Below are 14,547 nucleotides of genomic sequence, written 5' to 3'. Positions count from 1 at the left end.
TTTAGATTTTAGATAGTTTGTAGTTTATGGAAACAACAGAACTGAAACGAGAAATTGAATTGATTGGTTCGCGCCTGGGGCAAACCCAGGACTATCTTTGACTTACCTGCACTCAAAGCAGTTATTAAAGATCTGGAAAATACCTCCGCACAACCGCAGTTTTGGGATCAACCAGAAACGGCACAAACCACCCTACAAGAGTTAAATGATCTTAAATCCCAATTAGAACAGTATCAACAATGGTGTCTTCAATTAGACGATACCAAGGCGATCGCTGAATTATTGGAATTGGAAGATGATGCCACTTTACGTCAAGAGGCCGAAGATAACATCATTCAACTTAACCATAATCTCGATCGCTGGGAATTACAGCAGTTATTATCCGGCATTTATGATACAAAGGGGGCCGTATTAACTATTAATGCTGGTGCCGGGGGAACGGATGCTCAAGACTGGGCGCAAATGCTATTACGAATGTACACCCGTTGGGGAGAACAACAGGGTTATAAGGTCCATTTAACTGAACTCTCGGAAGGGGATGAAGCTGGTATTAAATCCGCTACTTTGGAAATAGAAGGCCGTTATGCTTTTGGTTATTTAAAAGGGGAAAAAGGAACCCATCGACTGGTAAGAATTTCTCCGTTTAATGCTAATGGCAAACGTCAAACTAGCTTCGCTGGAATAGAAATCATGCCAGCATTAGAAGAAGATGATCTTAAGGTAGATATTCCCGATAAAGACTTAGACATTAGTACCTCTCGTTCTGGGGGAAAAGGGGGACAAAATGTTAATAAAGTGGAAACTGCCGTGCGTGTTGTCCATGTTCCTACGGGTATTGCCGTTCGTTGTACCCAAGAACGTTCCCAACTCCAAAATAAAGAAAAAGCCTTGGCATTATTGAAGGCAAAACTATTAATTATTGCCGAAGAACAACGGGCCCAAGAAATTGCTGAAATTCGTGGGGATATTGTAGAAGCAGCTTGGGGAACCCAAATTCGTAATTATGTTTTTCATCCCTATCAAATGGTGAAAGATTTACGAACTAATATAGAAACAACTGATGTTAATGGGGTGATGGATGGTAGTTTAGATGAGTTTATCGAAGCTTATTTACGTTTTGATACTGCCCCTAAAGGGTAGTCTGAGTTCGGAGTTCGGAGTTCGGAGTAGAAATCAACGGCCGTTGATTTCTACTTTTTGTTAACCAAAGCATCAATGTATCCATTTCCTTAATCCAATCAACGATATACTTTTTACTAACTAAAACCTGTTTAATAGCTAGTCCTAAGTCTTCTTCGTCTTCTACCAACAGAATTCTCATAATTATATCATTTTGGTCATTTTTTTGATAATGTAATTTTGAGGACAAAAAAATATTATAGGAGACTTTTTGTAAAGTTAATGTCAAGAAAATTGTAGGGTGTATTAGAGCAGCGTAACGTACCAAAATATACTTTTTTGGTGCGTTACGACGGATAGTTATATCTTTGTTATAGCGTTAAAGTTAGAATGGACAAATGTAGTCAGTCTAATCTTCTATTTCTTTTTAGCTTGAGCTAATTTACGTTTGAAAGCACTTCCAAAACCGATAGCGGCACCAGCACCTAAGATAGGGTTTGCTGAATAAAAGCAAAACCCTATTCTTTAAAAGGTTACACCCATATTCGCGATCGCAAAAAAGATCAGCTTTGTCGGCTACAAACCGCTATAATTGGTAGAAACACCTCCCAGTTGTTGGTCAAGAACAAATGTATCGAAAAGAGGAGCAACCTTTACCGCCCCCAGAAAAATTTGAATTACCTTTCGAGGGTAAATTGTCCCCCAATAATCGTTGGGTAATCATGGCAGAGTTGATACCTTGGGATGATTTTGAGGAAGAATATGCTAAACTTTTTTCAGCAGAAAAAGGTGCGCCAGCCAAACTATTTAGAATGGCATTAGGGACATTAATTATTAAGGAAAAATTAGGAACAAGTGATAGAGAAACTATAGAACAGATTAGAGAAAATCCCTATCTACAATACTTTATAGGTTTAAATTGTTATCAACAAGAGCCACCACTGGAATCTTCAATGCTAGTTCATTTTAGGAAAAGAATTGATGGAGAATTGATAAACAAAATCAATAAAAAAATAGTAAAAAGAGAAATAGACAAGAGTGATAAAGAAGTAAAAAAAAAGGATTGTCTCCAAGAAAAAGGAGAAAAAATAAAAAATAAAGGTAAACTAATTTTAGATGCGACTTGTGCGCCAACAGACATCAAATACCCAACGGATTTAGGCATATTAAATCAAGACAGAATTGAGACAGAAAGAATAATAGATAATCTTTATAAACCATTAAGAGTAAAATTGAGAAAAAAGCCGAGAACTTCTAGAATAATCGCTAGAAAGGAATACTTAAAAGTAGCTAAAAAACGAAAAGTATCTTATCAAGAAAGAAGAAAAGCTATCGGGAAACAGTTAAAATACCTTAAGAAAAATTTAGGAAATATAGAAGACTTAATTCAAGCTGGGGCTTCCCTGGAAAATCTGAGTAAAAGACAGAAAAATTGTCTAGAGACTATCAAAAAAGTTTATGAACAACAACAGTCAATGTGGGAGAATAAGACCCAGAGTGTTCCTCAAAGAATTGTAAGTTTAACTCAACGGCATATTCGTCCAATAGTGAGGGGAAAAGCAGGAAAACCAATAGAGTTTGGAGCTAAACTCTCAGTAAGCTGTGTAGATAACTATGTGTTTCTAGAAAAAATAAGTTGGGAAAACTTCAATGAATCTTGTCATTTAAAAGAACAAGTAGAAAAGTATAAAGAAACGTTTGGCTATTATCCCGAATCCGTCCATGTAGATAAAATTTATCGAACTAGGGAAAACAGAAATTGGTGTAAGGAAAGAGGGATAAGAATCAGTGGTCCGAAGTTAGGAAGACCTCCGAAAAATGTCAGTGAAGAAGAAAAGAAACAAGCCCACTCCGATGAATGCTTCCGTAATGCTATTGAGGGAAAGTTTGGACAAGCTAAACGAAGATTTAGCCTAAATCTCGTGATGACAAAACTCCCTGAAACCTCCATTACATCTATTGCTATTACATTTTTAGTTGTCAATCTTTCTAAACTTCTGAGGCAGTTTTTGTCGCTTTTTTTGTCCTTATTTACTAATAATAGAACAGGGGAACTCATCAAACCGCTTTTCATTAATTTTGATTATACTTTAAACAATTTTTATGTACTAAAACTTATTGATTTGTCAGAAAATTCTTGGTCAAAAGTGGCATAAATTTTGGAGAAACTTTTTCAGCAAACCCTAAATATAAGTTATTTTCAGTAGATATAGAGAAGATTGTTTCAAGTACATAAGATAAATTAAGTATAGCTCAGTGTTTTTTAGTAGTTCTTGTATCTAAATAAACACTGATAATTTTAGAGCTTTTCCATCATAAATAACCTATATTTTATCTTTTAATAATTGGATTCAATATTAAAAGATTTGTTGTTCCCTAACCAAAAGTAATTTGTTTTATTTCTCACTAACGACTTTATACCAAAGAGATTTTCATGGCTATTATTTACGTAAAATCTGGTTCGACTGGCAATGGTTCCTCATGGAATAGTGCTTTTGGTACTTTACAAAGTGCGATCGCTGCTGCACAAGCAGGGGATCAAATTTGGGTTGCTGCGGGGACTTATACCCCAACCACAGGACTCGATCGCAATACTACTTTTTCTCTGAAAAATGATGTAGAAATTTATGGAGGTTTCGCAGGTACAGAAACCGGGTTAAATCAACGAAATATTAATAATAATGTCACCATTTTAAGCGGTGAAATTGGTAGTGCAGGGATTGCAGATAATTCCTATCATGTTGTTAGTGCTGTGGGTTCTATTGCTAGTCCCTTAAACACCAGTGCGATCCTCGATGGGTTTACTATTACTGGGGGTAATGCAGACGGTGCAGGAAGTCTCGGAAACGGTGGGGGAGTCTATGTTTCGGCAGGAAGTCCCACTCTCAATAATATTACTTTCCGAGAGAATAATGCTATCAATGGTGGGGCATTATATAACGAAAATAATAGTGATCCCATTCTCACTAATGTCTTATTTGAATATAATACGGCAACCAGAGGGGCTGGTATTTACAATGATTTCAGTAGTCCTGAAATTGTTAATGGTACCTTTCGTCTCAATGCTGCCCTGAATGATGGTGGTGCAATTTATAATACCAGCAGCAGTAATCCTGATTTTGTTAATGCTATTTTCAGTCGAAACTCTGCTAACACAGGAGAGGGAGGAGGTATTTTTAATGACTTTAGTAATAGTACCCTCACTAATAGTACCCTAAGCAATAACTCAGCCGTTGAAGGTGGAGGCGTTTACAACTTATCTAGTACCACCACATTACGGAATAGTATTGTTTGGAATAACCAAGATAGTAGCGATACTGGGACACAGATTTTAAATGATGGGGGAACCATTAATGTTAGTAGCACTATTGTCCAAAATGGTGAGTTTAATGCTACAGATGCTAACCCCTTATTTGTTAATGCGAAAGGGGATGATTTACGCTTAAAATCTGGTTCTCCTGGTTTAAATGCAGGGAATCAAACCTTATTACCTTCTGATGATCAAGACTTAGATGGGGATGGTAATACCACAGAACCCATACCCTTAGATTTATCCGGTAATTCCCGTGTTCTCGGACCAAACGTGGAGTTAGGAGCTTATGAAGGGGCAGAACTCTCTCCTGCACCCACTCCTGCTGCTTCTCGCATTCTTTATGTCCGAGCAACTGCTTTAGGGGATAATAATGGGACTTCTTGGAGTAATGCGTTTACCGATCTACAAGATGCTTTAGCTGCATCCCGCAGTGGGGATAAAATTTGGGTTGCTGGAGGGACTTATACCCGAATTTCTCACAAAATCTGCGATCGCCAAACACAGAAGCCTTACAGGAAGTGGGTTTGAACAGAGCGATCGCAGATTTCCCCAACCAACAGTCTGTTGTCAGATTTTAAGTTAAAATCAACCCGAATTAGACAAAGATGAAAAGATAAATCAATCACTCATTTTTCCAAAAAAATTATTAATAAAATCTCTAATAGTACTAGATTGTTAGAATAAAATATGCTATAATTTAATTATTAAAGCAATTTACCTTAAACTGATTTAATGAGTCCCAGTCATCCCCGAACCCCTCGTCAAGTAATCAACTTTAGTAAACAGAAAGGAAAAGAAATAATCGCTAATTTTGATGGGGGACTAATCACTTCAGATGCGGGGATTGTCTGGATAGCTGAGTTGGATAAAAAACTGGGAATTACGGAGAAGTTTGGTAACTGTTTTCAAGATCATCGTCATCAATCTTATGTAGATCATTCCGTTCATGAGTTATTAGCACAAAGGCTTTATGGAATTATTTTAGGCTATGAAGATGTCAATGACCATGATAAATTACGTCACGATCCTGCCCTTAAGATCGCTTTAGAAAAGCTTAATGAACTTGAAGATAAAAAGGGATGGTTAGCTGGAAAAAGTACAATTAATAGATTGGAATATTGTCCTGAGACTATTCTCGACCAAAAAACGAGTCGTTATCATAAAATAGAACCCAACTTTGAAGCCATTGAAAAATCTTTTGTCGAATTTTTTTTAGAGTCTTATAAAAAACCTCCCTTAAGTATTATATTAGATATGGATGTCACGGATGACCAAGTACATGGTAATCAAGAAGGGGCATTTTTTAATAGTTATTATCACGGAGTATGTTATGCTCCTTTATATATTTTCTGTGGGCATCATTTATTAGTTGCTAAACTTCGTTCATCTAATGTAGATCCAGCCGATGGAGCCTTAGACGAATTACAAAGAATTATCGGACTAATTAGGGTTTGCTGAAAAAGTTTCTCCAAAATTTATGCCACTTTTGACCAAGAATTTTCTGACAAATCAATAAGTTTTAGTACATAAAAATTGTTTAAAGTATAATCAAAATTAATGAAAGGCGGTTTGATGAGTTTCCCTGTTCTATTATTAGTAAATAAGGACAAAAAAAGCGACAAAAACTGCCTCAGAAGTTTAGAAAGATTGACAACTAAAAATGTAATAGCAATAGATGTAATGGAGGTTTCAGGGAGTTTTGTCATCACGAGATTTAGGCTAAATCTTCGTTTAGCTTGTCCAAACTTTCCCTCAATAGCATTACGGAAGCATTAATCGGAGTGGGCTTGTTTCTTTTCTTCTTCACTGACATTTTTCGGAGGTCTTCCTAACTTCGGACCACTGATTCTTATCCCTCTTTCCTTACACCAATTTCTGTTTTCCCTAGTTCGATAAATTTTATCTACATGGACGGATTCGGGATAATAGCCAAACGTTTCTTTATACTTTTCTACTTGTTCTTTTAAATGACAAGATTCATTGAAGTTTTCCCAACTTATTTTATCTAGAAACACATAGTTATCTACACAGCTTACTGAGAGTTTAGCTCCAAACTCTATTGGTTTTCCTGCTTTTCCCCTCACTATTGGACGAATATGCCGTTGAGTTAAACTTACAATTCTTTGAGGAACACTCTGGGTCTTATTCTCCCACATTGACTGTTGTTGTTCATAAACTTTTTTGATAGTCTCTAGACAATTTTTCTGTCTTTTACTCAGATTTTCCAGGGAAGCCCCAGCTTGAATTAAGTCTTCTATATTTCCTAAATTTTTCTTAAGGTATTTTAACTGTTTCCCGATAGCTTTTCTTCTTTCTTGATAAGATACTTTTCGTTTTTTAGCTACTTTTAAGTATTCCTTTCTAGCAATTTTTCTAGAAGTTCTCGGCTTTTTTCTCAATTTTACTCTTAATGGTTTATAAAGATTATCTATTATTCTTTCTGTCTCAATTCTGGCTTGATTTAATATGCCTAAATCCGTTGGGTATTTGATGTCTGCTGGCGCACAAGTCGCATCTAAAATTAGTTTACCTTTATTTTTTATTTTTCCTCCTTTTTCTTGGAGACAATCCTTTTTTTTTACTTCTTTATCACTCTTGTCTATTTCTCTTTTTACTATTTTTTTATTGATTTTGTTTATCAATTCTCCATCAATTCTTTTCCTAAAATGAACTAGCATTGAAGATTCCAGTGGTGGCTCTTGTTGATAACAATTTAAACCTATAAAGTATTGTAGATAGGGATTTTCTCTAATCTGTTCTATAGTTTCTCTATCACTTGTTCCTAATTTTTCCTTAATAATTAATGTCCCTAATGCCATTCTAAATAGTTTGGCTGGCGCACCTTTTTCTGCTGAAAAAAGTTTAGCATATTCTTCCTCAAAATCATCCCAAGGTATCAACTCTGCCATGATTACCCAACGATTATTGGGGGACAATTTGCCCTCGAAAGGTAATTCAAATTTTTCTGGGGGCGGTAAAGGTTGCTCCTCTTTTCGATACATTTATTCTTGACCAACAACTGGGAGGTGTTTCTACCAATTATAGCGGTTTGTAGCCGACAAAGCTGATCTTTTTTGCGATCGCGAATATGGGTGTAACCTTTTAAAGAATAGGCTTTTGCTTTTATTCAGCAAACCCTAGTTAATCCAATCATTAGTAGATCGGGATCTTCTGGTTGATAAAGATAGGGTTGAATTTTGGGTCCTTGTCCATAAACACTATCTAAATCTAACAGAGGAGTACGAAAGTTTTTTTGTTGTTCAGGTTCCACTAATTTTGAACCCACAGAGATAATATCAAATTCAAGGTCATGGTTAATAAATTGCCCTAAATAGGTATAGCCTGCGGGAATTGTTTTATTGTCTAAGGTTTTATCAAGACTTTGGGCCTTTGATTGAATCATTGCTGTTCCCAAATGAACTAAAGCCTTTTCATCGGCACTTAAAGCACTAATACAGGGAAACATTCGACTATATGTATCAGAAAAAGTCTGAGTATTATTTACAGTTCTTGCCTGGGCAATATTCAGGTTGAACAGTGCCATTGTTACTGACTCCTATATATCTACTAATATTTATATTATTTTAGAAGATATAGATAGGTTTTAGCTACCTAGACGGTTCTACAGTATGAACTATGCTAAATCATCAAAAAGCCAGATAGGGCAAGGCTTTGGGTTTTTAACAGATTTTTGAATCTCAATTGCTTGCCCACTCTTTGCTTTCACGGATTTAAAACTGTTTTTTAGCATAGTATAGCAATCAGGAATGATTCATGAGAACATCAAGATCCCCCGTTCAGTTCCCCCCTTATGATCCCCCCTTAATAAGGGGGGTTGGGGGGTAGTGGGGGGATCACAATTCACTTAATTCTCACAACTGATAACTGATTGCTATATGTCCTGGAGAACCTTAATTATTAATTGTTAATTATTAATTGCTTTGGAGTCAGGAGAAGTCAATTATTGAGTTTTTTTCAACAACTTTTCTGTAATCAAAGCTTTATTTTCTCGGTTTTCTGACTGTTTAAGGTATTCGATCGCAATACGTCCCACCGTTGGTTTATCTGTAAGTGTCTTTAATAATGAATCTAATGTTAGTTTAAAAACCATTTTATCTCGTTGCTTATTATCGATAAACCAGAGGATAATTGCTGCTGTAAAAAGTGCTAATAGACAAGGGACTAATGGTAACCCCGGATTTCTCACAAATTAATTTGAAAGCCCAATCCAGAGATGAAAAATGATAATTTTTAGGACTAATAGAAATTTTGAATATAGATGAATAAAAAAATTGACTTTGATTATCCAAAAATTGAGTTTAAGAGGGAATAATTATATTAACTTTTGATTTTCTCCACGATAAATAAGACTAAATGAAAGTATCAGTCAGTCAACAACTTATGATAGATATCTTTTTTAGAAAACAACTTATTCTACTTATCCAGTATTAGGAATAGTTTTAATTCTTTTGTTAGCAATAGACAAAATATCTTGATAAGGACAAGCACTAGCTATAGCGATAATAATTCTTCTACAACTAATCTTTATTCTGGCTCCCAACTTAAGAAGATTTAGACGTATTCTTCCCACAGTTGCTTTAGCCAATGAAGTTTTTTTTAAACAGTGTTGACGAAAAGCATTTATGAGAACATAAGCCCAGGAATGTATCCATAATCTTAGTTGATTACTTTGAAATGTTTGAGTTGAAGTTCTATCAGCTAACAAGTCTAATTGTTGTTCTTTAATCCGATTTTCCATCTCGCCTCTCGGACAGTATTTTTTTGTATAAAGTTTTGAGGGTGGAATTTTTGAAGCGGGCAAAGATGTCACCACATGGCGCATTTTTAAGCCATCACTTCCATAACAAACTTTTGTCACTACTCTTCTTTGACAACTCCATGACTTTTCTGTTTTATAACGAATAGAGCGATACCAAGTAGAAATTGGTACTAATTTTTTAACTTCTTCTAAATCTTCTTTTTTCTGAAATAAACTATCCATTAATTCAGTTATTGGAGCTAGTTTTTTTTCATATTCATGTTTGGCTTTTTCAATTACATCATCCGCTCGTAACTTAAGAACGCCATTTGTTCCCATAGCTATAACATAATCAACTAAAGGCTGATTTTCACAAAAATAGAAGATTTCTTCACGGGCATAGGCACTATCACCCCTAACTAGGATATGAGTCTCTGACCATTTTTCTCTAATTAGTCCGATAATTCTTTGTAATTCGTCTAAGGCTCCATCGGCTGGATCTACATTAGATGAACGAAGTTTAGCCACTAATAAATGATGCCCACAGAAAATATATAAAGGAGCATAACATACTCCGTGATAATAACTATTAAAAAATGCCCCTTCTTGATTACCATGTACTTGGTCATCCGTGACATCCATATCTAATATAATACTTAAGGGAGGTTTTTTATAAGACTCTAAACAAAATTCGACAAAAGATTTTTCAATGGCTTCAAAGTTGGGTTCTATTTTATGATAACGACTCGTTTTTTGGTCGAGAATAGTCTCAGGACAATATTCCAATCTATTAATTGTACTTTTTCCAGCTAACCATCCCTTTTTATCTTCAAGTTCATTAAGCTTTTCTAAAGCGATCTTAAGGGCAGGATCGTGACGTAATTTATCATGGTCATTGACATCTTCATAGCCTAAAATAATTCCATAAAGCCTTTGTGCTAATAACTCATGAACGGAATGATCTACATAAGATTGATGACGATGATCTTGAAAACAGTTACCAAACTTCTCCGTAATTCCCAGTTTTTTATCCAACTCAGCTATCCAGACAATCCCCGCATCTGAAGTGATTAGTCCCCCATCAAAATTAGCGATTATTTCTTTTCCTTTCTGTTTACTAAAGTTGATTACTTGACGAGGGGTTCGGGGATGACTGGGACTCATTAAATCAGTTTAAGATAAATTGCTTTAATAATTAAATTATAGCATATTTTATTCTAACAATCTAGTACTATTAGAGATTTTATTAATAATTTTTTTGGAAAAATGAGTGATTGATTTATCTTTTCATCTTTGTCTAATTCGGGTTGATTTTAACTTAAAATCTGACAACAGACTGTTGGTTGGGGAAATCTGCGATCGCTCTGTTCAAACCCACTTCCTGTAAGGCTTCTGTGTTTGGCGATCGCAGATTTTGTGAGAAATTCGGGAAACCTGCTTGACAATCAACGGCTGCACCTAATTTTTTTCTTGTTCCCCAGCCTCACCATGAAAAAGCCGAGCCTAAGATGTCAAAATAGTATACAACGATAGGAGTTTGCGAGTCTCGGCCTTGTCGGTGTTTCAAAACTCGCCCCCGTTAGGGGATTGTAAAGCCGTCCCTTGGCTTGCTGAAGGGACGGGGTTTGGGAACAAAAATTTTCGATGAATTTAAGCGATATTACTCATCCTAATCAGCTACATGGTTTATCAATTCGACAATTAGAAGACGTTACCCGTCAAATTCGAGAAAAGCATTTACAGACCATTGCTGCTAGTGGAGGACACCTCGGCCCTGGTTTAGGGGTGGTAGAATTAACCGTTGCCCTCTATCAAACCCTCGATCTCGATCGCGACAAAGTGATTTGGGATGTGGGCCACCAAGCCTATCCCCATAAAATGTTAACTGGTCGTTATCATGATTTTCATACCCTACGGCAAAAGGATGGCATTGCTGGCTACCTAAAACGCTGCGAGAGCAAATTTGACCATTTTGGTGCTGGACACGCTTCTACCAGTATTTCTGCTGGCTTAGGGATGGCATTGGCCAGGGACGCAAAGGGAGAAGATTATAAGGTTGTCTCTATCATTGGTGATGGTGCCTTAACTGGTGGTATGGCTCTGGAAGCTATTAACCACGCTGGACATTTACCCCACACTAATTTAATGGTGGTGTTGAATGATAACGAAATGTCTATTTCTCCCAATGTTGGGGCTATTTCTCGCTACCTCAATAAAGTTCGTTTGAGTGATCCAGTACAGTTTCTTTCTGATAACCTGGAAGAACAATTCAAACATTTACCCTTCTTTGGAGAGTCTTTAACCCCAGACATGGAACGGGTTAAAGAAGGGATGAAACGCCTGGCCATGCCTAAAGTTGGGGCGGTAATTGAAGAATTGGGCTTTAAGTATTTTGGCCCCATTGATGGTCATAATTTAGAGGAACTCATTTCTACTTTTAAACAGGCCCATAAAACCCCTGGCCCCGTATTTGTTCATGTAGCTACTGTCAAAGGTAAAGGCTATGAACTGGCAGAAAAGGATCAGGTGGGCTACCATGCTCAAAGTCCCTTTAATTTGGCTACGGGTAAGGCTATTCCCTCCAATAAACCTAAACCCCCCAGTTATTCCAAGGTTTTCGCCCATACTCTGACAACCCTGGCACAAAATAACCCCAAGATTATTGGTATCACTGCTGCTATGGCTACGGGAACGGGTTTAGATAAACTACAGGCAAAACTGCCTAAACAATACATCGATGTGGGTATTGCTGAACAACACGCTGTAACATTGGCTGCCGGGTTAGCTTGTGAAGGCATACGTCCAGTAACGGCTATTTACTCCACCTTCTTACAACGGGCTTACGATCAGGTGTTACACGATGTTTGTATCCAAAATCTTCCCGTTTTCCTCTGTTTAGACAGGGCCGGTATTGTGGGGGCCGATGGACCTACTCACCAAGGTTTATACGACATAGCCTATCTGCGTTGTATTCCTAATTTAACCATTATGGCTCCCAAAGATGAAGCGGAGTTACAGCGTATGGTGGTAACGGGAATTAACTATACAGATGGTCCCATTGCTATGCGTTATCCCCGTGGTAATGGTGTAGGTGTTCCTTTGATGGAAGAAGGTTGGGAACCGATTCCTGTGGGTAAAGGAGAGATTTTACGTAGCGGTGATGATGTACTCCTCGTTGCTTACGGAACTATGGTTCATCAATCTTTACAAGTGGCGGAACTTCTCAAGGAACACGGTATTGAAGCAACGGTAATTAATGCCCGTTTTGTTAAACCTTTGGATACGGAGTTAATCTTACCTTTAGCGCAACGCATTGGTAAGGTAGTTACTTTGGAAGAAGGTTGTTTAATGGGTGGTTTTGGTTCGGCAGTTGCTGAAGCATTAATGGATAATGATGTGGTGGTTCCCATTAAACGGTTTGGGGTTCCTGATAAATTAGTTGATCATGCTAAACCAGATCAGTCAAAGGCTGATTTAGGTTTAACCAGTCCTCAAATTGCTGAACAAATTCGACAACTTTTCTTTAAGGTAGCACAACCCTCTGTGGTGGCTTAACCTTAAATTATATTTATGGGGGAATTTATTAATTCCTCCTACTTATTCAAAAACCCTAGCACTAGGGTTTTTTTATCAATTTTTCTCTATCGTTCTCTTTCAATTAATTCACCTTGTAAATATTTATGTAAAATGTCTTGACTTAAATTACTAATAGATTGACCAAGCTTATGAGAGAGATTTTGAATTTTTTGACTATCTTCTACGGTTGAAGTACCCCAACTTGCTGCGCTGAAGTTGGGGATTCTAACAGGGAATCACTTCCCCATTCACCCACTCAAACAAACTTAATTGCTGAGGGTTCCCAGGCTCAATCTCCAACGAGACTGATGTTTCCCTATGACTAGAACCTGTTAATTCAGGTTTGGGCGTAACTTTCTGATTGACCATCAGTAGCCTAGATTGACTAATTCCAAGAGTTTCAAGTCCTTTAGTACCGATATTCACACTAGCTTGAACGTCAGCATCAGCCAGAAAACCGCAATTAAGACACAAAAAGCGTTCTTTATTGCGGTTTTCTTTTTGAATATGTCCACAATGCGAACATTTTTGGGATGTAAATTTAGGGTTAACCTTTAAACAAATCGACCCAAACTTTGCAGCTACCGACTCAATTTTTTCTATAAGATTTCCCCAAGAACAATCTCTGATTAATCGATTTAATGCTCTTTTTGCTGATTGACCATTCTTAAGAAATTTGCCGTTCTCATCCTGTTTAGCACGACATTTTTTAATCATTCCTTGTATGTTTAGGTCTTCTAAAATAATTACATCAGATAAACGAACAAGGTGGTGAGCGACTTTCCATTGATAATCCTCTCTTTGATTAACTATTTTTTGGTCAATACGAGCTAATTTAGTATAGGCTTTTTTCTGGTTAGATGAGCCTCTTTTTTTACGAGATGCTCTACGTTGTCTAATGGCTTTTCTGTTTGACAAGCGTTTCTCAAATTGAGGATTTTTTATCAATTCTCCATTGCTCAAAGCTAATAGCTTCTTGATTCCTAAGTCTCCCGAAATGGCTGTTTTGATCTGTTTTAAATCCTTCGGACTTGATTGAGGAACATCCTTATTTTCTATTCTTATCGAAACGTACCAATCATCAGCTAATGAGCGAACCGTTACAGTCTTTAACTGAAATCCATCAGGAATATTTCGAGACTTAAAAAATCTCATCCAACCGATAGAAGGAAGATAGATTTTGTTTAACTCCAATTTAACTTGATTGGGAGGATAGCTAAAACTTTTAAATCTTTGACGAGTCTTAAACTTTGGATATCCTCTACCATCAAAGAAGTTTTGAAAAGCCGTTTTAAGTCGCCTTAAATTTTGCTGTAGAACTGTAGAATGAATGTTTTTGTACCAGGGTCTAGCTTGTTTTAAGAAGGGCAATTCAGAGGATTGCATTTCATAGGCATTACGTTTTTTACCTGATTTTTTGAAGGGTTCTCCTAATTGGGATTGTGGAGAAATTGAACAGGTAAACGGACAACAAGGGGCTTTTGTTTTTAAGTCCGAATAGTTACCTAGTTTGGGAGATTTAACTTGCTCATACGCTTCAATCCTGTCTCTCAGGCAGAAATTGTAATGACTTCTGAGCATAGATAACCAGTTGGTCATTATTATTTCTTGAGATGGACTTGCTTTTAACTTGTATTTGTGAGCTATGATCATTATTGGTTAGATTTTTCTACTCAAGAATCTGATCGCATATTGTTTTTCTTATTATAGTGGTTAATTGAAAGAATTGCCACTGTATTTCTCTAATAGGATTCCCTTAGGTCAGTTTATATTTTGGTCG

The 14,547-nt window shown here is 36.7% G+C and carries 10 protein-coding genes and 2 pseudogenes; 5 read left to right on the top strand and 7 right to left on the bottom strand.

Annotation, left to right across the window (positions count from 1 at the left end; genetic code table 11):
* Positions 1–26 precede the first annotated feature (26 nt).
* A protein-coding gene (gene prfB, locus CWATDRAFT_RS01560; protein ID WP_157134025.1) for a peptide chain release factor 2 occupies positions 27–1,140 on the top strand; the annotation gives its coding sequence in 2 pieces (ribosomal slippage) (positions 27–98 and positions 100–1,140; 1,113 coding nt in all).
* Here prfB and CWATDRAFT_RS42105 read toward each other — a convergent pair.
* Both CWATDRAFT_RS42105 and CWATDRAFT_RS32615 read right to left on the bottom strand, forming a co-directional pair.
* Positions 1,130–1,321, bottom strand: coding sequence for a response regulator (locus CWATDRAFT_RS42105; RefSeq protein WP_430639726.1), 192 nt, complete (start codon positions 1,319–1,321; stop codon positions 1,130–1,132). The two genes, prfB and CWATDRAFT_RS42105, sit on opposite strands and share 11 nt — an antisense overlap.
* 215 nt (positions 1,322–1,536) lie before the next feature.
* Entirely contained in the window at positions 1,537–1,611 is a 75-nt protein-coding gene (locus CWATDRAFT_RS32615; RefSeq protein WP_268742150.1) for a PEP-CTERM sorting domain-containing protein, read from the bottom strand.
* A gap of 137 nt (positions 1,612–1,748) precedes the next feature.
* Here CWATDRAFT_RS32615 and CWATDRAFT_RS01550 point away from each other — a divergent pair, with 137 nt between their 5' ends.
* The 3 genes and pseudogenes from CWATDRAFT_RS01550 to CWATDRAFT_RS01540 form a co-directional block, all read left to right on the top strand.
* Positions 1,749–3,275 carry an IS5-like element ISCwa2 family transposase gene (locus CWATDRAFT_RS01550; protein WP_007303324.1) on the top strand — a complete coding sequence of 509 codons (1,527 nt, stop codon included), beginning with the start codon at positions 1,749–1,751 and terminating at the stop codon, positions 3,273–3,275.
* Positions 3,276–3,553: 278 nt separating this feature from the next.
* Entirely contained in the window at positions 3,554–4,960 is a 1,407-nt protein-coding gene (locus tag CWATDRAFT_RS36560) for a hypothetical protein (RefSeq protein WP_007303323.1), read from the top strand.
* A gap of 204 nt (positions 4,961–5,164) precedes the next feature.
* Positions 5,165–5,881, top strand: a pseudogene (locus CWATDRAFT_RS01540) (IS1380-like element ISCwa5 family transposase); the annotation flags it as partial.
* A 26-nt stretch (positions 5,882–5,907) separates the two neighbouring features.
* Here the strand turns inward: CWATDRAFT_RS01540 and CWATDRAFT_RS01530 are convergent.
* The 4 genes and pseudogenes from CWATDRAFT_RS01530 to CWATDRAFT_RS01515 all read right to left on the bottom strand — a co-directional run bounded on the left by CWATDRAFT_RS01530 (position 5,908) and on the right by CWATDRAFT_RS01515 (position 10,355).
* Positions 5,908–7,434: pseudogene (locus tag CWATDRAFT_RS01530) on the bottom strand (IS5-like element ISCwa2 family transposase).
* Positions 7,435–7,559: 125 nt separating this feature from the next.
* The gene (locus CWATDRAFT_RS01525) at positions 7,560–7,976 is read right to left on the bottom strand and encodes a peroxidase family protein (protein ID WP_007303320.1); all 417 of its coding nucleotides are present in this window, start codon (positions 7,974–7,976) and stop codon (positions 7,560–7,562) included.
* A 417-nt stretch (positions 7,977–8,393) separates the two neighbouring features.
* Positions 8,394–8,639 (bottom strand): hypothetical protein, encoded by a 246-nt coding sequence (locus CWATDRAFT_RS01520; RefSeq protein WP_007303319.1) that lies wholly within the window; start codon positions 8,637–8,639, stop codon positions 8,394–8,396.
* 231 nt (positions 8,640–8,870) lie between these two features.
* Entirely contained in the window at positions 8,871–10,355 is a 1,485-nt protein-coding gene (locus CWATDRAFT_RS01515) for an IS1380-like element ISCwa5 family transposase (protein WP_007303318.1), read from the bottom strand.
* A 480-nt stretch (positions 10,356–10,835) separates the two neighbouring features.
* On the opposite strand from CWATDRAFT_RS01515, the gene dxs reads away from it, so the two are divergent.
* On the top strand, positions 10,836–12,746 hold the full coding sequence (gene dxs / locus CWATDRAFT_RS01510) for a 1-deoxy-D-xylulose-5-phosphate synthase (protein ID WP_007303317.1): 1,911 nt from the start codon (positions 10,836–10,838) through the stop codon (positions 12,744–12,746).
* A gap of 246 nt (positions 12,747–12,992) precedes the next feature.
* Here the strand turns inward: dxs and CWATDRAFT_RS01505 are convergent, their stop codons facing one another.
* On the bottom strand, positions 12,993–14,420 hold the full coding sequence (locus tag CWATDRAFT_RS01505; RefSeq protein ID WP_007303316.1) for an RNA-guided endonuclease InsQ/TnpB family protein: 1,428 nt from the start codon (positions 14,418–14,420) through the stop codon (positions 12,993–12,995).
* Positions 14,421–14,547 lie beyond the last annotated feature (127 nt).

The organism is Crocosphaera watsonii WH 8501 (assembly GCF_000167195.1).
GTDB classification, from domain to species: domain Bacteria; phylum Cyanobacteriota; class Cyanobacteriia; order Cyanobacteriales; family Microcystaceae; genus Crocosphaera; species Crocosphaera watsonii.
Note: the sequence above shows the minus strand (reverse complement) of the source record. Positions and strands in the feature narration are given on the sequence as shown.

Excerpts from the sequence above, each read along its gene's own strand:
- CWATDRAFT_RS42105 (WP_430639726.1), bottom strand. The coding sequence starts at position 1,321 with ATGAGAATTCTGTTGGTAGAAGACGAAGAAGACTTAGGACTAGCTATT.
- CWATDRAFT_RS01550 (WP_007303324.1), top strand. The coding sequence starts at position 1,749 with ATGTATCGAAAAGAGGAGCAACCTTTACCGCCCCCAGAAAAATTTGAA.
- CWATDRAFT_RS36560 (WP_007303323.1), top strand. The coding sequence starts at position 3,554 with ATGGCTATTATTTACGTAAAATCTGGTTCGACTGGCAATGGTTCCTCA.
- CWATDRAFT_RS01525 (WP_007303320.1), bottom strand. The coding sequence starts at position 7,976 with ATGGCACTGTTCAACCTGAATATTGCCCAGGCAAGAACTGTAAATAAT.
- CWATDRAFT_RS01515 (WP_007303318.1), bottom strand. The coding sequence starts at position 10,355 with ATGAGTCCCAGTCATCCCCGAACCCCTCGTCAAGTAATCAACTTTAGT.
- dxs (WP_007303317.1), top strand. The coding sequence starts at position 10,836 with ATGAATTTAAGCGATATTACTCATCCTAATCAGCTACATGGTTTATCA.
- CWATDRAFT_RS01505 (WP_007303316.1), bottom strand. The coding sequence starts at position 14,420 with ATGATCATAGCTCACAAATACAAGTTAAAAGCAAGTCCATCTCAAGAA.